The following is a 21,766-nucleotide window of genomic DNA, read 5'->3' as shown; positions in this document are numbered from 1 at the left end:
GTCCCGGAAATTTTCCGGCAAAACACGCAAAATAGACGGGTTCCCCCACCTTTGGACGACATGAAACAGCCTTCCTCCTTCGACTATGAGCAGTTGCTCGCCTGTTCGCGCGGCGAACTCTTCGGCCCCGGCAATGCCCGGCTGCCCGCGCCGCCGATGCTCATGTTCGACCGCATCACCCATGTCTCCACCGAGGGTGGCCGCTACGGCAAGGGCGAGCTGAAGGCCGAATTGGATATCCGTCCGGACCTGTGGTTTTTCGATTGCCACTTCGAAGGCGATCCGGTGATGCCCGGCTGTTTGGGCCTGGATGCCATGTGGCAGCTGTGCGGCTTCTATCTGCCGTGGCTGGGCGCGACCGGCCTGGGACGTGCGCTGGGCGTGGGCCAGGTGAAATTCAGCGGCCAGGTACTCCCGGGCGCAAAGGTGGTGAGCTATGAAATCGACATCCGCCGCACCATGCGCGGCAAGCTGGACCTGGTGATTGCCGACGGCCGTACGCTGGTTGACGGGCGTGAGATCTACCTGGCCTCCGACCTGCGCGTGGGCCTGTTTTCCTCCACTGAGGGCTTCTGATCATGCGTCGCGTGGTAGTGACCGGAATGGGCGTGGTTTCGTGCCTGGGCAATGACCTGGAGACGGTGTCGAAGTCGTTGCGCGAAAGCCGCCCGGGCATCAGCTTTGTGCCCGAGTACGAAGAGCTTGGCCTGCGCAGCAGGGTGGCCGGCGTGCCGGAGATCGACCTGACGGCTGAGATCGACCGCAAGCTCAAGCGCTTCATGGGCGACGCCGCTGCGTATGCGTATGTGGCCGCCCGCGACGCGATTGCCGCTGCGGGGCTGACCGACGAACAGGTACGTAGCGAGCGCACCGGCCTGGTGGCCGGTTCCGGCGGCGGTTCGCCGCAGTGGCAGGTGGAAACCGCAGACCTGCTGCGCAACCGCGGCGTGCGCAAGGTGGGGCCGTACATGGTTCCGCGCTCGATGGGATCGACGGTCTCGGCAACGCTTTCCACCGCGTTCGGGATCCGCGGCGTGAGCTATTCGCTCTCCGCGGCCTGCGCCACCTCGGCGCACTGCATCGGCGCCGGTGCGGACCTGATCCGCCACGGTGCCCAGGACGTCGTGATCGCCGGCGGCGGTGAAGAGCTGCACTGGGCGATGACCGCGCAGTTCGATGCGATGGGCGCCCTGTCGAACAAACGCAATGACACCCCGCTGAGCGCCTCTCGTCCGTATGACGCGGACCGCGACGGATTCGTGATTGCCGGCGGTGGCGGCATGCTGGTGCTGGAAGAGTACGAGCACGCGGTCGCGCGCGGTGCGACGATCCTGGCCGAACTCACCGGCTATGGCGTGACCTCCGACGGCGCGGACATGGTGGCTCCCTCGGGCGAGGGCGCGGTGCGCTGCATGCGCATGGCGCTGGCCGGCCTCAACGGTACGCCGGTGGGCGGGATCGACTACCTCAACACCCATGGCACTTCGACCCCGGCCGGCGACATCGTCGAGTTGGAGGCCGTGCGCGAGGCATTCGCCGGCAAGGTGCCGCCGCTGTCCTCGACCAAGGCGCTGAGCGGGCATTCACTGGGTGCTGCCAGCGTGCATGAGGCCATCTACAGCCTGCTGATGATGCGCGATGGCTTCATCGCCGGCTCGGCCAACATCGAGCAGCTGGACCCGCGGGCGGAAGGCTTCCCGATCGTGGGCGAGAGCCGCGATGCGGATCTGCACACGGTGATGTCCAACAGCTTTGGTTTTGGCGGCACCAACGCCAGCCTGGTGTTCAGCCGCCTGGACTGATTCCATCCTCCGCGGGAGTGCGGCACTGCACTCCCGCGCAGATCAACCCGGGCCGATTGCAGCCGTCGTCGTGCTTCCGACAGGCTGGGCAATCCCGCCGGAAGCGGTCAGTGCCGGTGGAAGTTCAGTCCCACGGATGCCAGCTGCCGCTGGCCACGGTGCTACGCAGGGCTTCAATGATGGGAGCGGAATCAATGCCGTTGCGCGCGAGCCATTCCGTGTCGTAGAGCGTCTGGTCGTAGCGTTCGCCGGGATCACACAGCAGGGTCACGATGCTGCCTTCCTGCCCCTGCTCGCGCATGCGGCAGGCCAGCTGCAGGCAAGCGACCAGGTTGGTGCCGGACGAGCCGCCGTAGCGGCGCCCCAAGTGTTCCTTCAGCAGCCACATGCCGGCGACGGATGCGGCGTCGGGAACCTCGATCACATCGTCCACGGTTTCAAACACCCAGCCGGGTTCAACCTGTGGCCGGCCAATGCCTTCGATCAGCGTCGGCTGGCTGCAGCGGACGCCGCGGTCGCGGCTCTGCCAGGCGTGGACGAAAGCGCTGCCGCTGGGCTCGGCCACGCATAGCTGGGTGGCCAGACCGCGATAGCGCAGGTAGCGGCCGATCGTGGCCGAGGTGCCACCGGTACCCACGCCACAGACGACCCAGGCCGGGTCCGGATGCGGTTCCGCGGCCAGCTGGGTGATGATCGATTCGGCAATGTTGTTGTTGCCGCGCCAGTCGGTGGCGGTCACCGCCAGGCCGAACTGGTCCAGGTGGCAGGCGCCGTTGGCGGCATGCCAGGCGGCGCGTGCGTACACCTGGGAGGGATCCTCCACCAGGTCGCAGTGGCCACCCAGCGCCTGCACATCGGCGATCTTGCGCGGTGCGGTGGCGGCGGGCATCACCGCGGTGAAGGGGAGGCCGAGCAGGCGTGCGAACCAGGCTTCCGAGATGGCGGTACTGCCTGAGGAGGCGTCCACCACCTGCTGTCCCTGGCGCAGGCGGCCATTGCACAGCGCGTACAGGTACAGCGAGCGGGCCAGGCGATGCTTGAGGCTGCCGGTCGGGTGGGCGGCCTCGTCCTTGAAGTAGAACTCGATGCCGGGAAAGCCCTTGAACGCCAACCGCAGCAGGTGCGTATCAGCCGAACGGGCCGCCTCCTGGCGCAGCAGTTTCAGTGCTTCGCGGGTCCAGAGACGGTGGCTGGTGGAGTCTTCGACGGAGGGGGGAATCTGCGTATCCATGTGCCTGTAAGGATACGCGGGATGGGCTGGTTTCACCCGGTGATGCCGTAGAACACCCCGAGTGGATGGTGGGCCCGCGCGATGCTGTAGATCATGCCAAAGATGGCCAGCGCGGCCACGTAGCACACGATCTGTCCCGCGCGGCTGCGCGCGCGCCTCAGTGCGTATACGCCCAGCACGACATAGACCACCAGCAGGATGAGTTTCACCGTCAGCCAGCCGTTGGCGTACAGCCCGCGCGGCAGGATGCCCAGCAGCATCAATGCTGCGGTGAGCAGCGCGGTGTCGATGCCATAGCTGGTCCAGCGCACCGTGGCCCAGCGCGGCCAGCGCATGCCCGCCAGGGCGCCGGCGCCGCGCAGTGCGAACAGGGCGCCGCTGGTCAGCGCCAGGCCGATATGGGCGTGTTTGATCTGCGGGTAGAACTCGATCATTGAAGCTTCCGGCAACACAAGAGTTGACCCGTGTCCGGGTGTTTCAGCCCGGCCGGCCGTCGGCCCGGGGACTCAGGTAGATCCGGCCGAGCCTCGCCACCCAGGGCAGGAACGCCACCAGCCAGCCCAGCGCGGCCGCCGCCTGCCAGGCCGGGGTATCCGGCAGCACCTCGGCCGCAACCCGCATCAGCGCGACCACCTGGATGGCGATGAAAGCGAACCAGGCCACCTTCGGCATATACAGGCCCTGGCCGGAATGGCCCTGGGTGACCCGGGTAACCATGGCCACCAGCACGCTGCCAAAAAAGCCCACGAACAGCGCATGCGCCGGACCGCGGCCCAGCCAGTACACGCCGGTCAGGAGGTAGGAGAAACTCTGGCCGGTATAGAGCGCGAAGGTGAGCGGCAGCCACGCCAGGCCCAGGAACAGCACCGTCAGCAGGCCGGGCTTTTTCCCGCGCGGCCACCACCGCCACAGCATCCAGCCGGTCAGCGCCAGCAGCGGCACGTCCACCAGCCACAGCAGCCCGTACATGTGGAACAGTTCCAGCACCAGGTGCCCGAGGCACAGCGGCCACAGCGCCGCGAGCAGCCACATGGGCCGCCATGCCTGGTAACCGGGCACGGCGCTGGCGGCGAAGAACGGGAACATGCGGTGGGCGATAGTCAGATAGATCGGCAGCAGCAGGCCAAAGCTGCCGATCTTGATGCTCACGAACGCCCAGAACGGCGGAGCACCCCACACATGGACCAGCCAGGCCAGCAGGCCCACGAAGCCCAGCGAAAGGGCAGCGAAGCAGGAGCGCGCGTGCCAAGTGGTGCCGCGCTCACGCCACAGCAGCGGGCCGAGGGTGCACAGGCCTGCCAGCCATCCGCCGATGGTCATGAACAGCCCCACCACCAGTCCCACGTCCCAGCCGATCGCCCCCAGCAGGGTCGCGATCTGGCCGCCGAACAGGCCCACGCCGACCGGCGCGTAGCGCCAGCGCTCGAACTCGGGCTGTCCCATCCATTTGGGGAACGTGGTGAGCAGGAAGCCGAAGATGAAGCTGGGCAGCATCTGGTACTGCATCACGAAGGCGTGCAGCCAGCCTGCGTAGGTCAGCGGCTGATGCATTTCCACCAGCGGCCAGCGCAGCGCGCCCAGCCAGGCGGCCCACCAGGCCATCGCCAACAGCAGGTTGCCGGCGCCGATGAAGAACATCAGCCGGTGCGGGGCGTCGCCCAGGCGACGCGGGGACAGGGCAGGGGAGTGTTGAGGGTGCATGGCGCCAGTATGGGCGCCACCGGTGGCCGGGGCCTTGACCCAGGTCAGCCGGGGTCGGCTCAGTTGCGCAGGATCGGCTCGGCCAGCGTTTCCAGACGGTCGCGGTCCAGCAGCTCCACGTCGCGGCGGTCGATCTGCAGCAGCCCATCCTGCTGGAAGCGGCGCAGCACCCGGCTGACCGTTTCAGGCGCCAGCCGCAGGTAGTTGCCGATGTCGGTGCGGGCCATGGTCAGTTGGAAGCGGTGCGGCGAGAAACCGCGCGCGGCCAGTCGCCGCGACAGGCCGATCAGGAATGCGGCCATGCGCTGGTCCGCGGTCCAGTCGCCGGCCAGCAGCGCGGCGCGGCCGATGTTGCGGCTGAGCAGGCGGAACAGGTGCCGCTGCAGGCCGGGCAGCTGCGCGGCCAGTACCGAAATTTTGGGGAACGAGAACTGGCACAGCATCACCGTGTCCAGCGCCACAGCGTTGCAGGGGTAGCGGTCGCCGTCGATCCCGTCCAGGCCGATCACCTCGCCCGGGAAATGGAACCCCAGCACATGTTCCCGGCCTTCGCGATCGATGGTGTAGGTCTTGACCGTGCCCGAACGCACCGCGGCGATTGCCTCGAATGGATCGCCCGCGCGGAACACATGATCTCCCGCGTGCAGCGGCCCGGTGTGCTCGACCAGCATGTGCAGGTTGCGCAAACCGGACTTGTCCATGCCTTCGGCCAGGCAGGCCTGGGAAAAGGCACAGGTGGAGCAGAAGGTGAAGTCATCACCATCGTCCGCTAGCGTTGCCTGGTTGTGATGCGGAAACGGCGTACTCATCGCCATCCCGCCGAAGCAGTCAGATGGCACGCGAGTAGCGCGGAGCAGACGGCTCGGCGGTGGGCTGGTTGAGATATCGATCGAAGCACATCGCAATATTACGCAACAGCAGGCGTCCGCGCGAGGTCGCGATGATTCGGTCCTGCTCAACCCGCACCAGTCCGTCTTCCACCAGCGGGTGCAGCCGGTCCAGGGCGTCGGCGAAATACTCCGGGAAGTTGATCAGGTAGCGCCGTTCCAGCGCGTTGACCGGTATTTCCCCCTGGCACATCAGGCGCTGGATCAGGTCGGCGCGCAGGCAATCATCCTCATCCAGGCCCAGCCCGCGGAATACCGGCAGCCGGCCCTCGTCGATCGCGATCTGCCAGGAAGGCAGGTCGCGCGGGTTCTGGCTGAAGGTGTTGCCGATATGGCTGATGGCGCTGACGCCCAAACCGATCAGGTCGGTATCGGCGTGGGTGGTGTAGCCCATGAAGTTGCGGTGCAGGCCGCCGCGCTCCTGGGCACGGGCCAGATCGTCATCGGGCAGGGCGAAGTGGTCCATGCCGATGTAGACGTAGCCGGCCGCGCCGAGCTTTTCGATGGCCAACTGCAGCAGGCCCAGCTTGGTCTCGGCATCCGGAAGCTGATCGTCCCGGATCTTCTTCTGTGGGCGGAACAGCTGCGGAAGGTGGGCATAGCTGTAGACCGCCAGGCGGTCCGGGCGCGCCTCCAGCACCAGGTCGAGCGTGCGGGCGAAGCTTTCCCGGGTCTGCAGCGGCAGGCCGTAGATCAGGTCCAGGTTGACCGAGCGGAAGCCATGCTGGCGGCAGGCCTCCACTACGGCGAAGGTTTCCTCCACCGACTGCACCCGGTTCACCGCCACCTGCACGTCGTGGTCGAAGTCCTGCACGCCCAGGCTGGCGCGGTTGAATCCGATTTGCGCCAGCTCGGCGACTTCCTTCGGACCGATGAAACGCGGGTCCAGCTCGATCGAGATGTCGCGGTCACGGTGGTCGGAGAAGTGGAACTGGCTGCGCAGGGCATCCACGGCTTCGGCCAGCTGGGCGGGGGCGAGGAAGTTCGGGGTGCCGCCGCCGAAGTGCAGCTGGATCACTTCCCGGTCGCGGTCAAAGAGCTCCGCGAACAGGGCGATCTCGCGGTACAGGCGCGCCAGGTACGCCTCGCCCCGGGTCAGGTCACGGGTGATGATCCGGTTGCAGCCGCAGTAGAAGCACGGGCTCATGCAGAACGGCACGTGCACGTACAGCGACAGGCGCCGGGGGATGGGGTCTCCGTTGCTGGCCAGCGCGGCTTCGCGCAGCTCGGCTTCGCCGAAGTCCGCGTTGAACTTGGGCGCGGTCGGGTAGGAGGTGTAGCGCGGGCCGGGGCGGTCGTATCGCCGCAGCAGCCCTGCGTCGAACTGGGGCTGGGAGGGAATCTGCATGACTGAAGATTAGTCCTGGGCGGAGGGGGATGCCTTGACTCTGGTCAATCTCTGGGCGGATGGACGGTTGCTCTTTATTTTGGGAAAGCCCGGGGCTGAAGGGTTGTCGCGGCGCCTGGCGCCGGTGCCCTTGCGTGCGAATGTCCCCCGGCTACGGCCTGCGGCCTTCGCCTCCTCCTTGATTTCGCACGCAAGGGCACCGGCACCCGCGTGGTGGGTGCGGGGTGGCTCAGTTGAAAAGCAAGCGCTGCGGGCGAGGGATGATTCCGGAGAAGTCTTTCCAAGCCCAAGCCCCGTCGCGGTCGGGAGCCTTCGCAGCGAAATAAAGGAGGAGGCAGCCGCGTTTTTGGCGGCTGCCGGGGGACATTCGCAGCGAAGGCTCGCGGCCGCGACGGGGCCCATCAGGTCACGACATTGGAAAGCGAAAGCGCAGGCCCTTCCCCGCATCTCTGCAGATCCCGATTTACCGGAGCCAAAAAAGAAACCGCCGCCCCAAGAGCTGGGCGGCGGCGGGGTAACCCATCGGGCTGGGGGAAGTCAGCGGGCGATGGGCAGGGAGAGGTCGGTGTCGGCCTTGATCGGACCCGCGGCCGACGGGAGGGTCATCAGGTCGTGATTCCAGCTGTCGCCTTCGACCATCACGTGTGCAGCTGCACCCAGTTCAACCGCCTCGATCAGGTTGTGGTTGAGGTAGGTGTACATGCCCGGCTGCAGGAAGGTGTACAGCGCTGCACCGGCCGAACCACCGGCGATGAACCACGTCTCCAGGTCCTTGAGCGGTGCGTTGTTGAACTTGCCGCGCTCCCATACGTAGTCGCCGTGGCCGCCGATCAGGTGCGGGCGGGTGTCACGGTTGCCCTGCGAGTGGATGAACAGCACCGTCTCGCCGACCTTGGCGGTCATCGCGCTCTCGCCGGTCAGGGCGCCCACCGAACCGTTGAACACCACGTGGCTGGGGGTCAGGCTGCGCATGACCTCGAGCGTGTCCGGCAGGGCTTCGGCGTGCGAGCCGTAGCTCTTGAAATTGCCGTCCTCATCGCGCGGGATGTAGAACTCCGTCTCGCCGATGTAATAGGCCTTGTCGTAGCGCAGCGGATTGCTTTCCCCATCCTTCAGGCCATCGCGGGGCAGCACCATGATCGCGCCCTGCATGCCGGCCACCACGTGCCAGGGCGTCATCGTGCCGCCAGGTGCGCAGTGATAGATGAAGGTGCCCGGCCGGGTGGCCTGCCACAGCAGCGTGACCTGCTCGCCTGGGGAGATGACGGTGATGTCGCCGCCGCCCATCGCACCCGTGGCCGAGTGGAAGTCGATGTTGTGCGGCATGGTGTTGGTGGCGGGATTGATCAGGGTCAGCTCAACGTAGTCACCCTCGTGCACGACCATCATCGGGCCCGGGATGCTGCCGCCGAACGTCATGGCCTGCAGCGTGGTGCCCTGCTGATCGATGACCACTTCCTCTTCGGTGATGGGCAGGGTGAACTGCACCACCTTGGGCCCGCCAACCGCGACCTGGGTATGGTCATGGATATGCGGGGGACGGACCAGCTGCACCTGCTGACGCGGCAGGTTGGACAGGTCAGGCGCATCGGCAATGTTCCGCTGCACCAGCTCCATGGCATCCATGGCCTGTGCGGGCTCGGGTGCAGCGCCCATTCCAAGGACGATTGCAGCGGCGAGAAGGGTGGTCTTGAACACGTTCATCGTGGGTCTCCAGTGGGTGTTCCTTTTGTCTGGAGACATGGTCTCCCGGGGGCGCTATTCACGCCTTGATCGGAATCAAGTGGACGCTTGTTTTAAAGGGCTTTTCAGAGCAGGGCTGATACGGCGCGGGGCGCGAGGGTCGGGGCCCTTGAGTGCTCATGTCCCCCGGCGACGGCCTGCGGCCGCCGCCTCCTCCTTTACTTCGCTCTCAAGGGCCCCGACCCCCGCGTGTCGAGTCCGGGGTGGCTTCGGGAACAGTTCGGAGTCGATTGGTGGTCGCCTGTCCCCGCAAGCCGAGCCCCGTCGTGGCCGGAAGCCCTTGCGGGGAAGTAAAGGAGGAGGCCACCGCCGCAGGCGGAGGCCGGGGGACATGAGCCGCAAGGGCTTCCGGCCGCGGCGGGGCCCGTCAGCTCACCGCAAAGCCAGGAGAAGAAAGGCAGTTCCCTCGCTGCTTCCCCGCTCTTGGAAAAGAGACTTCTCCACACACGGCAGCGCACAAAAAAACATGCCGGCTTTCGCCGGCATGTCGAGGGGAGAGAGCTGTGTGTAGCGATCAGCGGGTAACTTCAACCGTGCCCCGCATCAGGCCGGAGTGGCCCGGGAAGGAACAGAAGAAGGTGTAGTCATCACCGGCCGTCAGCTTGCTGCCCGGGAACGTGATGCTGGTCTTGCCACCACCGCCGATCATCTCGGTTGCGGCGATCACCCGGGCATCGCCGGAAGGCACGTAGTTGTTCGCGGCGCCGGCCTTGATCCCGGCCTGGGCAACGTCATTGGCGGCGGCAGTCTCGGTGATCACCACGTTATGGCCCATGGCCGCCACCGGCAGCGAACCGGAGTGGGTCAGCTCGACCGTGATCGACGAACAGCTGGACGACACGCTGACGCTCTTCTGGCTGAACTGCATGCGGTCGTTGCTGTCCAGAGAGATGGTGCAGTTCTGGGCGGCAGCGCTGCCGGCGGCAAAGAGAATGGCAAGTCCGAGGGCGGCGGTAAGACGTTTCATGGTGGCTGCTCCTGTGCAGTGACGAAGGTTGAAATCCATGCTTTGCAGTATGGAGATGCGGCCCTTCGACCACCTTGATCTGGATCATGCCGACGGCATGCTTTTGCGGCCGGGTGCAAAGAGCGTTCAGGTGCCCTGCGGCAGGCAGCCGAGCGCTGCCAGAACGCCGTGCAGGGCGGGGATCTGCATCAGCCACGGCGAGGCCATGGTCAGCAGGCCGGCGCCAAGCACCAGCACGCCGGCCACGGTGCGCCAGCGGGGCTGCTGCAGCCAGCGCCCGATGCGTGCGCCCGACCAGGTGATGGATACCATCAGCGGCAGCGTGCCCAGGCCGAAGGCCGCCATGGTCAGGGCGCCGTTGCGCGCGTCGGCCTGCAGCCACGCCACGGCCAGCAGGGTGGTGCTGAGGCCGCACGGCAGCCAGCCCCACAACATGCCCAGGCCAATGCGCTTGGCCGTGCTGTCGGCCGGCAGCAGATGCCGCTGAAGCGGCCGCAATGCCCCCCACAGACGCTGCGCAGGACCGGCGAGGATGCCTGCACCCGCCCGCGGGTTGAGGATCCGCATGGCAACCATCACCATCATCAGCCCCACGGCGGCGCGCAGGCCCCAGGCCAGCCAGTCGACGCGGACCACCCGCAGCAGGCCGTGGCCGAGTCCGCCGACGATGGCGCCGCCCAGGGTGTAGCCCAGCACCCGGCCGAGGTTCGGTTCAAACGCCGCCCGCCAGCTGCTGCGCGTGGACATGGCGGAAAATCCCGTGGCAATCCCCCCACACATGGCGGCGCAGTGGACGCCGCCCATCAGGCCCGCGAGCAGCGCGGCGCCAAGGGCAAGCCAGTCAATCGGCATCGCGTTCCCGTGCCTGGCCGGGCTGGACATCTTCCAGCCGGCCGGGTGGCGGCGCATCCTCGCTGAGAATGTCGATCGCCGCCGTGTCCAGATCCTCGAACTGGCCCTTGCGTACCGCCCAGACGAAGGTGCCGATCATGAGCAACAACAGGATCACGCTGATGGGGATCAGGACGAAAAGGATGTTCATGCCGCAGTCCTGGAATGTGCGCGTGGAACGCGCGTGAGCCGCAGGGCGTTGCCCACCACCAGCAGCGAAGACAGTGCCATGCCCAGCGCGGCCAGCCAGGGGGTCACCAGGCCGGCAATGGCCACCGGCAGGGCAATGATGTTGTAGCCCCCGGCCCAGACCAGGTTCTGGCGGACCACGCGACGCGTGCGGCGGGCGGTTTCCACCGCCTGCGGGACGCGCAGCAGCGAATTGCCGGTCAGCACCAGGTCGGCTGACTGCTGGGCCAGCGCGGCGCCACCTGACAGCGCCAGGGAGACGTCGGCACCAGCGAGGACGGGAGCGTCGTTGAGACCATCACCCACCATTGCCACAACGCGGCCTTGGGTCTGCAGGGCGCGCGCATAGGCCAGCTTGTCCTCGGGGCTCTGACGGGCGTGGGCATGCTCGATGCCCAGACGATTGGCGAAGTCGGCGACCGGCGCTTCAGCGTCGCCGCTGGACAGGTGCACGCGGATGCCCATTTCCCGCAGGCGCGCCACGGCGGCAGCGGCGTCAGCGCGGGTGGCTTCCTGCACCCGGAACCGGGCCACGGCGCGTTCGCCATTGCCCAGCCAGATGGCATCGTCATCGGCCTGTCCGGCCGCTGCGTACGCCGCCCGGCCCAAGTGCCAGCGCTGTCCATTGACGCTGCCTTCGATGCCCTGGCCGGGTACCGCACGGACTTCTTTGGCGGGATGGGGAGTTTCCAGGCCGGCGAAAGCGCGGGCCAGCGGGTGCCCGCTGTCGCTTTCAAGCGCCGCGGCGATCGAAAGCACCGTGTCACGATCCAGCTCCGCCAGCGGCGTGGCTTCCGAGAGCACGGGATGCCCATCGCTGAGGGTGCCGGTCTTGTCGAATACCAGATCGGTGACCCGGGCCAGCTGGTCGAGCGCGGATTCGCCCAGGGCCAGTACGCCCAGGCGGGCCAGGGTGCCGTGTGCGGCCGCCAGCGCGGCCGGCGCGGCCAAAGCCAGTGCGCATGGGCAGCTGATGACCAGCAGTGCCAGGGTGACCTCGAGGGCGCGGGACGGATCGTAGATGCGCCAGCCGATGTAAACCGCCACCGCCGCGATCAGCAGCCAGCTGACGAAGTGATGGGCGATGCGTTCGCCCACCACTGCCAGCGCGGGGCGCTGGGCCTGGGCCTTCTCGACCAGGGCGGTGAGCTGGGAGAGGCGGGTGCCGGCACCGGTCTCGTCCACCCGCAGGCGGGCAGGGCGCTCGCGGCACAGGGTGCCGGCGAAGACGCGCTCGCCGGCCCCGCGCGCCACGGGCGTCCATTCGCCGGTCAGCAGCGCTTCTTCGAAGCTGGACGGCTCAAGCAGGATCCCGTCGGCCGGGACCACGCCGCCGACTGCCACGTAGGCCACGTCGCCTGGCGAGAGCGCGGCAACCGGCACGGTTTCGCGCTGTCCATCGGGGCCTTCGCGCGCGGCGAAGGCCGGCCGGGCGCGTGCCAGGGCATCCACCTGGGCGCTGGCGGTGGCGCGCGCGCGCTGCTCGAGCATGCGCGCGACCAGCAGCAGGAACACGAACATCACCGCAGCGTCATACCAGACGTGGACGCCGCCGCGGACCGTTTCCAGCACGCTCGCACCCCAGGCCAGCAGGGTGGCACTGGCGATCAGGGTGTCCATGCCGAGGCGGCGCTGGGCGAGTTCGCGCCAGGATCCGAGCAGGAACGGCCAGCCGGCGTAGAACACTACCGGCGTGGACAGCAGGAAGGTCACCCAGCGGAAGAAATCCCGCGTGGGGATGGGCATGGTGAAGTGGATGTCCAGGTACAGCGCTTCGGCCACCATCATGGCCTGCATGGCGCCGATCCCGGCCACGCCGATCCGGAGCAGGTCACGGTTGCGCTGGCGGCGTTGCTCGCGCTCGCGCGCTTCACCAGTGGCGAGATAGGGCCGGTAGCCGAGGGCGGCCAGGCGCCGCAGCGGCGCGGACAAACGGGTACGGGTGGGGTCCCAGGTGAGGCGGATACGGCCGGTCACGGCGTTGGCGCCGCTCTCGATGATGCCTTCTTCGCGCGACAGGGCCCGATCGATCAGCCACGCGCAGGCGGCGCAGCGCATGCCGTCGGTGAGCAGGGTGATCTCGCGCCCGCCCGGTACGTTGCGGGCATGTTCGGCCTGGACTTCCTCGCGGTCCCATAGCGACAGGTCGTCATCCAGGGCGTCTTCGTCGATGCGGCTGGCCGGCGCGGTGCGCAGCCGGTAGTAATCGCCCAGGCGCGCGTCCTGGATCCATTCGGCCGCGGCGGCGCAGCCTTCGCAGCAGAACGAACGGGTAGTACCAGAGAGGGTGCGCTGCGCCGGCGATGCAGGCAGCGGATCGGCGCAGTGGTGACAGCCGGCGGCCTGCCGCGGAGAAACGGCGTCCGCGCGCAGGGTTGCGCCCGGCGCGACCGCGCTCATCGGTCGGGGCCGGCTTCCTGCAGGGCCGGTTGCAGGCGCGCGGCCAGCTCCCCGCGCGTCAGCCTGCCCTGCAGGCGCCACTCACGGTCGACCGGGGACAGGCGCAGGTTCCAGTCGTGGCTGGTGTCCACTTCGGCCTCAACGCGCCAGCCGATGTCGGACGGGTCCAGCTGAAGGCGCAGGTCCTCGGCGGAGCTGATCGGGTGGCTGAGCACCAGGTCCAGGGGCGCGCTGCGGGTGAAGCGCCCGCTCACCGGAAAGACTTCCACCGTGCCGGCCTCCAGGTCCAGACGGACCACGGCGACGTAGCGCCCGACGCGGGCTGCTTCGTCGGCACTCAGGTCGGTGACCTGCGCGCCGCGGGCGGTGCGTCGCACTTCATCCAGCACCGGATCGTCGCCGCCGGTGCGCAGCGCCGTGATCAGCAGGCCTACGCCGGCGATGATGGAAATCGCCGGCAATACGAAGACCAGGATCAGGACGTGGTTACGCCAGAAGGGGACTTTTTCATTCATTGCAGGGGACCAAAGAAGCTGCTGTCGACTTCCTGACGGACCTGGCCATCGGCCGATTCGATCAAGAAGGTGATTTCATGCCGGCCCGAGACACCGGCCGGTGCGGCAATGACCAGCGGCAGGGAGCGCACCTGCTGGGCGTCCAGGGAGACGACGTCATCGAGCATCAGTTGCAGGTCGTCGATGCCGCTTTCAATGGCGATATTGTACTGCGCCTGCTCGTTGCTCTTGTTGATGAGCTTCAGCGTGTAGCCATTTTCAACCCCCGCGGGGGTTTCGCGGTACAGCGCGTTGCGATCACGCAGGACCTCGACGATCAGCGGGCTGCGCGTGCCCACGCCCCAGCCCCAGGCCAGCACCAGGACAAGCAGGATGGTGCCGTAGATCATGATCCGCGGGCGCATGACCCGGCTGGGCTTGCTGTCGATCGCGTTCTGGGTGGTGTAGCGGATCAGGCCCTGCGGATAGCCCATCTTGTCCATGACATCGTCACAGGCGTCGATGCAGGCCCCACAGGCGATGCACTCGTATTGCAGGCCGTTGCGGATATCGATGCCGGTGGGGCAGACCTGCACGCAGATGGTGCAGTCGATGCAGTCGCCCAGTTGTTCGGGTGCGAACTTGGGCAGCGGCTCGGCTTCGATATCCAGCTCGTTGTCAAAGCTGATGGTGCCGCGCGCATGGGCGCGGTTATCGGCTGCGGTGGGATGCTGGGCCGAGCGGAACACGAAGTCGTAGGCGGTGATCTTGTCCAGCAGCCCGCGGCCGCGCTCAAACACGCTTTCCAGGCCACGTTTGCGCGGGCCGCGCGGCTCGCCGCGCATCGGGTCGTAGGCGATGATCAGCGTGTTGCGGTCAAACATCGCGCTCTGGAAGCGCGCGTAGGGGCACATGTACTTGCACACCTGTTCGCGCAGGAACCCGGCGTTGCCCCAGGTGGCCAGGGCGTAAAACAGCACCCAGAAGATTTCCCAGCCGCCCCATGCCAGCTGCGGCAGGCGTGCGCCCAGATCGGTGATGGGGGTGAAGAAGCCGACGAAGGTGAAGCCGGTCCACAGCGCCAGCACCAGCCACAGGATGTGCTTGCTGCCCTTGCGCAGGATCTTCTCCCGCGTCCACGGGCCGGCATCAAGCCGCATGCGCTGGTTGCGCTTGCCCTCGGTCCACTGTTCGATCCACAGGAACACTTCGGTCCAGACCGTCTGTGGACAGGCGTAACCGCAGAACAGGCGCCCGGCCAGGGCGGTGAAGAAAAACAGCGCCATCGAGGCGATGATCAGCAGCAGGGCCAGGAACACGAAGTCCTGCGGCCAGAAGGTCAGTCCGAACACGTGGAACTGGCGAGCGGGCAGGTCGAACAGCACCGCCTGGCGCCCATTCCAGCTCAGCCACGGGAACACATAGAACATGCCCAGCAGCCAGAACACCGCCAGCTTGCGCAGCCGGTCGAGGCGACCGTTTACTTCGCGGGGGTAGATTTTGCCTTCGCTGACGTAGTAGCTGTCGTGCCCTTCGTCATCGAGCATCTTGATAGGAATACGGCCGGACATAGGTGCTCAGTCGCCTGACAGCGTCCGGTTGAAGCGGCTTGCCGGTCGCAGCAGCCACCACGTAAACAGGCTGGAGGACGCCGTAGCCAGCCAGAAAACAAAGAAGCCGATCGTGTAGCCCAGGGTGCGGCTGATCGGGAGCCCGGGGAACGTCATGTCCCGCAGTTCCAGCGGGTCGACGTGGGCAAAAAACACCATGGTGGTCACGCCCGCGGCAAAGAAGCTCGGCCACAGGATTGCGCCGAGCCTTTGTGCCATCGGCCGGGGCGGGTGCTCCGGCGCGGATGGGCGGACCTGGTGACTCATTGCTGCCCGCTCCCGGGCGCCGCAGTGGCGACCGTGCCTTCCGGCGGGTTGGACAGCGACCACACATAGGCGGCCACCAGACGTGCGCGGGTTTCACCCAGCAGGTCGCGGTGAGCCGGCATCACGCCGTGCCGTCCCTCGGCGATGGTCTGGTGGATGGCTTCGGCACTGCCGCCGTAGACGTATTCCCCACGGGTCAGGTCGGGGGCACCCAGCGAGGGGTTGCCGGTGCCGTCTGCCATGTGACAGGCCACGCACAGACCTTCGAACAGCCGTTCGCCACGGGTGGCGAAGAAGTCGCGCGGCGCGTCCGGCTGGGCCAGGGAGCGGGTGTAGGCAACGATCTGGGTCATCGCCTGGTCGCCGCCCATGCCCACCAGCACGGATTCCCACGGCGGCATGATGCCGTCGCGCCCGTCAAGGATCGTGGCCAGGATGTCTTCGGGTTCGCCGCCCCACAGCCAGTGGTCATCAGTGAGGTCGGGGTAGCCGATCGCACCCTGGGCGGTGGAGCCGTGGCAGGTGGCGCAGGTGTTGGCAAAAATCGAGCGTCCCAGCTGCAGCGCTTCGTCGTTGCGCGCCAGCACCGGGATCGGCTGGCCGGCGTGAACGGCAAACGTTTCTTCCAGCAGGGCGTCGTTGGCCGCGCGCTGGCGGTCGTGCTCGGAGGCCGAGCTCCAGTTGCTGAGGCCGGAGAAATTCCCAAGGCCCGGATACCAGGCCAGGTAGGCGACCCCGAACACGATGCTCAGGTAGAAGCCGTTCACCCACCACTTGGGCAGCGGCTTGTTGTACTCGGTGATGTCGCCATCCCAGACGTGGCCGGTGTCATCGGGAGCCGGGTCGCCGGGGCGACGACGGCCGGTCCACCACAGCAGCCACGTGTATCCGATGATGTGCGCGATCACCAGGACGGTTACAAACAGGGACCATCCCTGGGTCATGACTGCCTCTCCCTCACTTCTTCCAGTTCCTCTTCGTCAAGCGGCAGGCGCGCGGCTTCATCAAATGTGTACTTGCGACGCGGGCTCCAGGCCCAGGCCCAGCCGGCCAGAAACAGCACCAGCAGGATTACGGCTACGATTCCGGACACCATCTCACTGCCCTCTTGGTGCGTGGCGGCCGAGTCCCTGCAGGTAGGCGACCACGGCGTCGAGTTCGGTCTTGCCGCTGACTTCGTCGGCGGCTTCGGCGATCTGCTCATCGGAGTACGGGTCACCCAGGCGCTGCAGCGTGCGCAGGTGGCGGGTGATCTGTTCCGGATCGACCATGCGCCGGTCCAGCCAAGGGTAGGACGGCATGTTGGATTCGGGCACCACGTCGCGCGGGTTGATCAGGTGCACGCGGTGCCAGTCGTCGGAATAGCGGCCGCCCACACGGGCCAGGTCCGGCCCGGTGCGCTTGGAACCCCACTGGAACGGGCGGTCGTAGACCGATTCGCCGGCCAGCGAATAATGGCCGTAGCGCTCGGTCTCGAAGCGCAGGGTGCGGATCATCTGCGAATGGCAGTTGTGGCACCCCTCGCGGACGTAGACATCGCGCCCGGCAAGTTCCAGCGGCGGATAGGGTTCAACCCCGGGCAGCGGTTCGATCGCTTCGGCCTGGTACATCAGCGGCACGATCTCGACCAGTCCCCCCATGGAGACCACCACCGCGATCAGGACCGCCATGAGGCCGATGTTTTTCTCGACCTTCTCGTGCGGGTTGTTTGGCTTGTTGGGCTCGTTGCTCATGCTTTCTTTGGTTCCAGACAATCAGGCGCGGGCGTTGGCGGCGTCGGGCGGCAGCACCGGCTGCGGAGCGCGGGTAGCACGCGCGGCGGCGAACGTCTTCCAGGTATTGACTGCCATCAGCACCATGCCGGAGACAATCAGCACGCCGCCCACAAGGCGCACGAAGTAGTAAGGGTAGGTGGCGTTGAGTGCTTCGACGAAGGCGTAGGTCAGCGTGCCGTCGGCGTTGGTGGCGCGCCACATCAGGCCCTGCATCATCCCGGCGATCCACATCGCCACGATGTAAAGCACCACGCCGATGGTGTGCACCCAGAAGTGGGCGTCGATCCACTTGGTGGAATACATGCCGTTCAGGCCCAGCAGGCGCGGCATCAGCGAGTAGATCGAACCGATGGAGATCATCGCCACCCAGCCCAGCGCACCGGCGTGCACGTGGCCGATGGTCCAGTCGGTGTAGTGGGACAGCGAGTTGACCGTCTTGATGCCCATCATCGGCCCCTCGAACGTGGCGATCATGTAGAAGCTGATCGCGACGATGAGGAACTTCAGGATCGGGTCGGTGCGCAGCTTATGCCAGACGCCCGACAGGGTCATGATGCCGTTGATCGCACCGCCCCAGCTGGGGGCCAGCAGGATGATCGAGAACACCATGCCCACCGACTGCACCCAGTCCGGCAGCGCGGTGTAGTGCAGGTGGTGCGGGCCGGCCCACATGTAGATGGAGATCAGCGCCCAGAAGTGCACGATCGACAGCCGGTAGGAGTACACCGGGCGGCCGGCCTGCTTGGGCACGTAGTAGTACATCATGCCCAGGAAGCCCGCGGTCAGCAGGAAGCCCACCGCGTTGTGGCCGTACCACCACTGCACCATCGCATCGACCGCGCCGGTGTAGATGACGTACGACTTGCCCAGGCCCGCGGGCAGCGCCAGGTTGTTGACGATGTGCAGCAGCGCGATGGCGATGATGTAGGCGCCGTAGAACCAGTTGGCCACATAGATGTGTGACACCCGGCGCTTGGCGATGGTGCCGAAGAACAGCACTGCATAGGCGATCCAGACCACCGCGATGGCGATGTCGATCGGCCACTCCATCTCCGCGTATTCCTTGCTCTGGGTGATCCCCAGGGGCAGGGTGATGGCGGTGGCGACGATGACCGCCTGCCAGCCCCAGAACACGAACGAGGCCAGCCGGTCGGAGATCAGCCGCGCGTGGCAGGTCCGCTGCACCACGTGCAGGCTGGTGGCGAACAGCGCGCTGCCGCCGAAAGCGAAGATCACCGCGTTGGTGTGCAGCGGGCGCAGGCGGCCGTAGCTCAGCCACGAAATGCCCTCGAACAGGGTCGGCCAGAACAGCTGGGCGGCGATGACCACGCCCACCAGCATGCCCACGATGCCCCAGATCACCGTGGCGACGGCGAACTGGAGCACCACTTTGTCGTTGTAGTAGTCCTTGGTTGCGGATTCGGCCGACCCCACAGAGGGGGTGATGGCCGGAGCGATGCTGGTATCTGCCATGGTAGGGGTGTCTCTAGGTCCGGACGGTATTGTTGCGGTTGCAGGGCGGCATCAACTTGATCTGGATCAAGTCGGAATAACCCGCTTTCTGGCAGGCATTGGGTCGCGGGCACAGCCCGCTTTTGCCTTGAGTGCGACCGGGGGGTGCCCGGAAGTGCATCCGCGTGTAAAATCCCATCCATTGTAGGGCGTCCCGCTGTGAAATGCAGGGTGACCAAGCCCCTCGGGTCGTTAGCTCAGTCGGTAGAGCATCGGACTTTTAATCCGCTGGTCGCTGGTTCGAATCCAGCACGACCCACCATTTACCGCGGTCCCTGCCGGGGCCGGTCCGCCCACCGGTCCGGCTGTGGTCCGGCCCGCTTGCGACCAAAGTCTAAGTCCGCCGCAGCTTGCCGGAACGTGCCGCACGCGCGAAGCCGGCGCGGCCGCCCATGCTATGTTTCCCCGGCCCGTGCAGTGAAGGGACGCTGCCGCCGATAGGCCTTTCCAGGCCGTGGGTATGCCGTTGGTTCATGGAGTTGGTTGAATGCTGGCAAAGGATGGTCCTCCGCCCCCGGTGAGGCTTGCGGTCGTGGAGGACGACGCCGAATTCCGGGAGCAGATCCTGCTGCCGATCCTCACGCGTGCAGGCTTCGCAGTGACTGCCATGGGCAGCGCGCTGGAGCTCTACCGCGACCTGCTTTCGTCCAGCTATGACCTGGTACTGCTGGATGTCGGGCTTCCGGACGAGGATGGCTTGAGCATCGCCGGGCGCCTGCGCGAGCGGTCGCCGTCACTGGGCATCGTGATGCTGACCGGAGTGGTGGGCGGCCACTGGCGCCAGCGTGCGCTGGAGGCCGGGGTGGATGCCTGGCTGGCCAAGCCGACGGACATGGATGAAGTCGTGGCCACCCTGCGCAACCTGGCCGGGCGGGTTGCGCGCGAGCGCTCCGTTGCGGGCGGGGGTGCAAGCGGATGGAGGCTGGAAGCCGGCGGCTGGCGGCTGGTTGCCCCGGACGACGCCGGGCTGGACCTGGGCATGGCCGAACGCGAGGTGCTGGTGCTGCTGGCGGACAACACCGGTGCGCCGGTGTCCCGCGAAGCGCTGATCGCCAGGCTTTCCGGCCGCGCCGAGGACTTCGACCCGCGCCGACTGGAAATGCTGGTCTACCGGCTGCGGCGCAAGTGCCGCGAGGAATTCGGCCAGGAGCTTCCGCTCAAGGCGGTGCGCGGTGTGGGCTACATGCTGGCCTGGTAGCGCGGCGGCCGTGCCTCCTGCCGGCTGTCTTCCACGGCCAGCGGCAGCTCGATGCAGATCCTGGTGCCCGACCCCTCCGCGCTTTGCACGTGGACCGTGCCGCCAAAGGCGGTCACCAGGTTGTGCACGATCGCCAGCCCCAGCCCGGTGCCCTGGCCGCAAGGCTTGGTGGTGAAGAACGGCTCGAACATCCGCGCCTGCACCCCGGCCGGAATGCCAGGCCCACCGTCTCGCAGCGCGATGCGCACGGCAGCCGGGTCGGCCAGTTCCAGCTCCAGTTCCACCCGCCCGCCCTGCGGCATGGCCTGGGCCGAGTTGGTGGCCAGGTTGAGCACCACCAGGTCGAACTGGGCGCGGTCGAAGACCACCGGTGAGGGGCCGGAAGCCAGGCTGACATCGAGCGTGATGCGCGGCCCCAGCGCCTGGCGCAGCATGGGCAGTATGTCTTCCAGCGCCTCGCCCGCCTCGAAACGCTCGGCCTTTGTGGCGTCGTAGCGGCTGAAGCTGAGCAGCCCGCGGGTGAGTGCGCTGGCGCGCTTTGCGGCCGACTCCATTCCGCCGACCGCTTGGCGCAGCTCGGCCTCGTGCTCGGCAGTCCTGGCCCGCTGGGCATAGCCCAGTATCAGGCCCAGCAGATGGTTGAAATCGTGCGCTACTCCGCTGGCCATGTGGCCGACGGTCTCGATCTTCTGTGCGTGCAGAAGTTGCTCCTGGGCGCGCTCGCGGGCCACGATTTCCGCTTCCAGGCGCCGGTTGGCAGTCTCCAACTCCTGTCCGCGCGCGATGGCGTCCGACAGGCTGTCGCGCAGCGAGCGCGTGCTCCGGTCCACCACCACCGCAATCACCAGGAACATCGTTGAGCGGATTACCGCATCGCCAAGCAGGTGCGACAGCGGCTCGCCCAGAATCCTGGCCTCGCTGACCGCCCCCATGGTCAGCGAGGCCGCCAGCACCGCATACATCGTCCACAGCGCCCAGCGGCCGATCATCATCCCGGCCACGAACAGCCACATCACCTGCAGCGGCAGTTCGTGCACGTGCGCGGATATCCCCCGGCTGGCGTAGGTCAGCAGCAGCGTCGCGGCGACCACGGCCAGCATCTGCCGGATTGCCCACTGGAAATGGCCCCGGCGCACCAGCGCGAAGCAGAACAGGGCCATTGCCGAGAGGATCAGGCCCGTAGCCAGGCCCATGGTTTCACCCGGCCGCCAGGCGATGTCCGTGCCGAGGATGCGGTACAGCCAGAGCAATGGCACCGGGATACCGATGAGCAGCAGCACCAGTTGCAGCATCGGCGCATTGCGGCGGTCGACCGGGTCGGCGATCGGCACGTGCTGCAGCCATTGCTGGGCGCGATGCCAGGGGCTTGGGGTTGCGCTCATAGGGGGGCGTGATCGCGGGTGAGCCAGTGTGCCGCAAGCGCCGCACAGCCGCAGGGGCTTCCTCACCGATAGTGAGTTTTGGCGGGTGTTGGTGGGTGAGTCCGGCCTTGGCCGTGATTACTATCACGCTTTGTTGGTGAGGCCAATTCGCAAAGGAGCGTTACTTTTCGCTGCCGCTGCGAGAGCTGCCGTTGTTGGTCACTTTTTGGCGCAATCCCTGTTGTCGGGGCCAGCAGCGCCGCAACAGGGTCGAAGCTCCCGGGGCCGGGAGTGGGGGAACCACCTGAGTTACCCGTCCGACGCACTTTTGCGCCGCAGCCAGTGGCTGCCTGTGTCAGCACTTTCCGCGCGTCCGTCGCGCCGTACGTC

The 21,766-nt window shown here is 66.9% G+C and carries 21 protein-coding genes and 1 tRNA gene; 4 read left to right on the top strand and 18 right to left on the bottom strand.

Annotated features, from left to right (window positions below; genetic code table 11):
- Positions 1-60: 60 nt before the first annotated feature.
- Both fabA and fabB read left to right on the top strand, forming a co-directional pair.
- Positions 61-576 (top strand): 3-hydroxyacyl-[acyl-carrier-protein] dehydratase FabA, encoded by a 516-nt coding sequence (gene fabA, locus ACW7G2_RS05570; RefSeq protein ID WP_456973564.1) that lies wholly within the window; start codon positions 61-63, stop codon positions 574-576.
- 2 nt (positions 577-578) lie between these two features.
- Positions 579-1,802 carry a beta-ketoacyl-ACP synthase I gene (fabB, locus tag ACW7G2_RS05565; protein ID WP_456973562.1) on the top strand — a complete coding sequence of 408 codons (1,224 nt, stop codon included), beginning with the start codon at positions 579-581 and terminating at the stop codon, positions 1,800-1,802.
- 124 nt (positions 1,803-1,926) lie between these two features.
- Here the strand turns inward: fabB and ACW7G2_RS05560 are convergent, their stop codons facing one another.
- The 17 genes from ACW7G2_RS05560 to ccoN all read right to left on the bottom strand — a co-directional run bounded on the left by ACW7G2_RS05560 (position 1,927) and on the right by ccoN (position 18,778).
- On the bottom strand, positions 1,927-3,033 hold the full coding sequence (locus ACW7G2_RS05560; protein ID WP_456973560.1) for a PLP-dependent cysteine synthase family protein: 1,107 nt from the start codon (positions 3,031-3,033) through the stop codon (positions 1,927-1,929).
- 32 nt (positions 3,034-3,065) lie between these two features.
- Positions 3,066-3,467 carry a SirB2 family protein gene (locus tag ACW7G2_RS05555; RefSeq protein WP_456973558.1) on the bottom strand — a complete coding sequence of 134 codons (402 nt, stop codon included), beginning with the start codon at positions 3,465-3,467 and terminating at the stop codon, positions 3,066-3,068.
- Positions 3,468-3,510: 43 nt separating this feature from the next.
- Positions 3,511-4,734, bottom strand: coding sequence for an NnrS family protein (locus ACW7G2_RS05550; RefSeq protein ID WP_456973556.1), 1,224 nt, complete (start codon positions 4,732-4,734; stop codon positions 3,511-3,513).
- A gap of 59 nt (positions 4,735-4,793) precedes the next feature.
- Positions 4,794-5,543, bottom strand: a complete 750-nt coding sequence (locus tag ACW7G2_RS05545) for a helix-turn-helix domain-containing protein (protein ID WP_456973554.1) — start codon at positions 5,541-5,543, stop codon at positions 4,794-4,796.
- A 19-nt stretch (positions 5,544-5,562) separates the two neighbouring features.
- The gene (hemN, locus tag ACW7G2_RS05540) at positions 5,563-6,969 is read right to left on the bottom strand and encodes an oxygen-independent coproporphyrinogen III oxidase (protein WP_456973552.1); all 1,407 of its coding nucleotides are present in this window, start codon (positions 6,967-6,969) and stop codon (positions 5,563-5,565) included.
- 537 nt (positions 6,970-7,506) lie between these two features.
- Complete coding sequence (gene nirK, locus ACW7G2_RS05535) at positions 7,507-8,673, bottom strand: copper-containing nitrite reductase (RefSeq protein WP_456973550.1); 1,167 nt, start codon at positions 8,671-8,673, stop codon at positions 7,507-7,509.
- A gap of 553 nt (positions 8,674-9,226) precedes the next feature.
- A complete protein-coding gene (gene azu / locus ACW7G2_RS05530) occupies positions 9,227-9,679 on the bottom strand; it encodes an azurin (protein WP_456973548.1) in 453 nt (150 codons plus the stop codon).
- 126 nt (positions 9,680-9,805) lie between these two features.
- Positions 9,806-10,531: a sulfite exporter TauE/SafE family protein gene (locus ACW7G2_RS05525; protein ID WP_456973546.1), complete on the bottom strand. Its 726-nt coding sequence runs from the start codon at positions 10,529-10,531 to the stop codon at positions 9,806-9,808.
- Complete coding sequence (gene ccoS, locus ACW7G2_RS05520; protein ID WP_456973544.1) at positions 10,521-10,721, bottom strand: cbb3-type cytochrome oxidase assembly protein CcoS; 201 nt, start codon at positions 10,719-10,721, stop codon at positions 10,521-10,523. The genes ACW7G2_RS05525 and ccoS overlap by 11 nt, the downstream gene beginning before the upstream one ends.
- Complete coding sequence (locus ACW7G2_RS05515) at positions 10,718-13,159, bottom strand: heavy metal translocating P-type ATPase (RefSeq protein WP_456973542.1); 2,442 nt, start codon at positions 13,157-13,159, stop codon at positions 10,718-10,720. The genes ccoS and ACW7G2_RS05515 overlap by 4 nt, the downstream gene beginning before the upstream one ends.
- Positions 13,156-13,674, bottom strand: coding sequence for a FixH family protein (locus tag ACW7G2_RS05510; RefSeq protein WP_456973540.1), 519 nt, complete (start codon positions 13,672-13,674; stop codon positions 13,156-13,158). The genes ACW7G2_RS05515 and ACW7G2_RS05510 overlap by 4 nt, the downstream gene beginning before the upstream one ends.
- On the bottom strand, positions 13,671-15,224 hold the full coding sequence (locus tag ACW7G2_RS05505) for a 4Fe-4S dicluster domain-containing protein (RefSeq protein ID WP_456973538.1): 1,554 nt from the start codon (positions 15,222-15,224) through the stop codon (positions 13,671-13,673). Before ACW7G2_RS05505 ends, ACW7G2_RS05510 begins: the two co-directional genes overlap by 4 nt.
- Before the next feature lie 6 nt (positions 15,225-15,230).
- Positions 15,231-15,530, bottom strand: coding sequence for a hypothetical protein (locus tag ACW7G2_RS05500; RefSeq protein ID WP_456973536.1), 300 nt, complete (start codon positions 15,528-15,530; stop codon positions 15,231-15,233).
- Positions 15,527-16,474: a cytochrome-c oxidase, cbb3-type subunit III gene (ccoP, locus tag ACW7G2_RS05495; protein ID WP_456973534.1), complete on the bottom strand. Its 948-nt coding sequence runs from the start codon at positions 16,472-16,474 to the stop codon at positions 15,527-15,529. Before ccoP ends, ACW7G2_RS05500 begins: the two co-directional genes overlap by 4 nt.
- Positions 16,471-16,623, bottom strand: a complete 153-nt coding sequence (locus ACW7G2_RS05490; RefSeq protein ID WP_456973532.1) for a CcoQ/FixQ family Cbb3-type cytochrome c oxidase assembly chaperone — start codon at positions 16,621-16,623, stop codon at positions 16,471-16,473. The genes ccoP and ACW7G2_RS05490 overlap by 4 nt, the downstream gene beginning before the upstream one ends.
- Positions 16,624-16,627: 4 nt before the next feature.
- A complete protein-coding gene (gene ccoO, locus ACW7G2_RS05485) occupies positions 16,628-17,263 on the bottom strand; it encodes a cytochrome-c oxidase, cbb3-type subunit II (RefSeq protein WP_456973530.1) in 636 nt (211 codons plus the stop codon).
- Between the two features lie 21 nt (positions 17,264-17,284).
- Positions 17,285-18,778 carry a cytochrome-c oxidase, cbb3-type subunit I gene (gene ccoN / locus ACW7G2_RS05480; RefSeq protein WP_456973528.1) on the bottom strand — a complete coding sequence of 498 codons (1,494 nt, stop codon included), beginning with the start codon at positions 18,776-18,778 and terminating at the stop codon, positions 17,285-17,287.
- 225 nt (positions 18,779-19,003) lie between these two features.
- Here ccoN and ACW7G2_RS05475 point away from each other — a divergent pair.
- Together ACW7G2_RS05475 and ACW7G2_RS05470 are read left to right on the top strand one after the other, a co-directional pair.
- A tRNA-Lys gene (locus ACW7G2_RS05475) sits at positions 19,004-19,079 on the top strand.
- 225 nt (positions 19,080-19,304) lie between these two features.
- A complete protein-coding gene (locus ACW7G2_RS05470) occupies positions 19,305-20,015 on the top strand; it encodes a response regulator transcription factor (protein ID WP_456973526.1) in 711 nt (236 codons plus the stop codon).
- Here ACW7G2_RS05470 and ACW7G2_RS05465 read toward each other — a convergent pair.
- Positions 19,997-21,397 carry a sensor histidine kinase gene (locus ACW7G2_RS05465; protein WP_456973524.1) on the bottom strand — a complete coding sequence of 467 codons (1,401 nt, stop codon included), beginning with the start codon at positions 21,395-21,397 and terminating at the stop codon, positions 19,997-19,999. The two genes, ACW7G2_RS05470 and ACW7G2_RS05465, sit on opposite strands and share 19 nt — an antisense overlap.
- Positions 21,398-21,766: the final 369 nt, after the last annotated feature.

This window comes from Luteimonas sp. A277 (assembly GCF_054052045.1).
The sequence above is the reverse complement of the archived record's forward strand: the minus strand, read 5'-3'. Positions and strand labels throughout refer to the sequence as shown.

What these genes read in the sequence shown, in the direction of transcription:
- fabA (WP_456973564.1), top strand. Translation starts at nt 61, where the DNA reads ATGAAACAGCCTTCCTCCTTCGACTATGAGCAGTTGCTCGCCTGTTCG.
- fabB (WP_456973562.1), top strand. Translation starts at nt 579, where the DNA reads ATGCGTCGCGTGGTAGTGACCGGAATGGGCGTGGTTTCGTGCCTGGGC.
- ACW7G2_RS05560 (WP_456973560.1), bottom strand. Translation starts at nt 3,033, where the DNA reads ATGGATACGCAGATTCCCCCCTCCGTCGAAGACTCCACCAGCCACCGT.
- ACW7G2_RS05555 (WP_456973558.1), bottom strand. Translation starts at nt 3,467, where the DNA reads ATGATCGAGTTCTACCCGCAGATCAAACACGCCCATATCGGCCTGGCG.
- ACW7G2_RS05550 (WP_456973556.1), bottom strand. Translation starts at nt 4,734, where the DNA reads ATGCACCCTCAACACTCCCCTGCCCTGTCCCCGCGTCGCCTGGGCGAC.
- ACW7G2_RS05545 (WP_456973554.1), bottom strand. Translation starts at nt 5,543, where the DNA reads ATGAGTACGCCGTTTCCGCATCACAACCAGGCAACGCTAGCGGACGAT.
- hemN (WP_456973552.1), bottom strand. Translation starts at nt 6,969, where the DNA reads ATGCAGATTCCCTCCCAGCCCCAGTTCGACGCAGGGCTGCTGCGGCGA.
- nirK (WP_456973550.1), bottom strand. Translation starts at nt 8,673, where the DNA reads ATGAACGTGTTCAAGACCACCCTTCTCGCCGCTGCAATCGTCCTTGGA.
- azu (WP_456973548.1), bottom strand. Translation starts at nt 9,679, where the DNA reads ATGAAACGTCTTACCGCCGCCCTCGGACTTGCCATTCTCTTTGCCGCC.
- ACW7G2_RS05525 (WP_456973546.1), bottom strand. Translation starts at nt 10,531, where the DNA reads ATGCCGATTGACTGGCTTGCCCTTGGCGCCGCGCTGCTCGCGGGCCTG.
- ccoS (WP_456973544.1), bottom strand. Translation starts at nt 10,721, where the DNA reads ATGAACATCCTTTTCGTCCTGATCCCCATCAGCGTGATCCTGTTGTTG.
- ACW7G2_RS05515 (WP_456973542.1), bottom strand. Translation starts at nt 13,159, where the DNA reads ATGAGCGCGGTCGCGCCGGGCGCAACCCTGCGCGCGGACGCCGTTTCT.
- ACW7G2_RS05510 (WP_456973540.1), bottom strand. Translation starts at nt 13,674, where the DNA reads ATGAATGAAAAAGTCCCCTTCTGGCGTAACCACGTCCTGATCCTGGTC.
- ACW7G2_RS05505 (WP_456973538.1), bottom strand. Translation starts at nt 15,224, where the DNA reads ATGTCCGGCCGTATTCCTATCAAGATGCTCGATGACGAAGGGCACGAC.
- ACW7G2_RS05500 (WP_456973536.1), bottom strand. Translation starts at nt 15,530, where the DNA reads ATGAGTCACCAGGTCCGCCCATCCGCGCCGGAGCACCCGCCCCGGCCG.
- ccoP (WP_456973534.1), bottom strand. Translation starts at nt 16,474, where the DNA reads ATGACCCAGGGATGGTCCCTGTTTGTAACCGTCCTGGTGATCGCGCAC.
- ccoO (WP_456973530.1), bottom strand. Translation starts at nt 17,263, where the DNA reads ATGAGCAACGAGCCCAACAAGCCAAACAACCCGCACGAGAAGGTCGAG.
- ccoN (WP_456973528.1), bottom strand. Translation starts at nt 18,778, where the DNA reads ATGGCAGATACCAGCATCGCTCCGGCCATCACCCCCTCTGTGGGGTCG.
- ACW7G2_RS05470 (WP_456973526.1), top strand. Translation starts at nt 19,305, where the DNA reads ATGCTGGCAAAGGATGGTCCTCCGCCCCCGGTGAGGCTTGCGGTCGTG.
- ACW7G2_RS05465 (WP_456973524.1), bottom strand. Translation starts at nt 21,397, where the DNA reads ATGAGCGCAACCCCAAGCCCCTGGCATCGCGCCCAGCAATGGCTGCAG.